General features: G+C 71.8%; 1 pseudogene. It reads left to right on the forward strand.

The annotated features are described in order from the left end of the window. Positions 1 to 234, forward strand: a pseudogene (locus AC5RUU_RS19695) (DUF3618 domain-containing protein); the annotation flags it as partial.

The raw sequence follows: 234 nt of genomic DNA on the forward strand, positions 1-234 counted from the left end.
TGGGAGCAGCAGACACCGCCACCACCCGCATGCAGGACACAGTCTCCTCCGGCACCAGCCACACCGGAGACGCCCTGCACTCCACCGGCGACACCCTCCACGGCGCCAAGGACAACGTCGCCGCCAGGCTCTCCGATGCCGGGACCGCGATCTCCCACGCACCGGACCAGGTCAAAGCCCAGGCCCAGGGCAACCCCCTGGCCGCCGGGCTCATCGCCTTCGGCGCCGGCATGC

It is taken from the genome of Arthrobacter sp. K4-10C, from assembly GCF_059090085.1.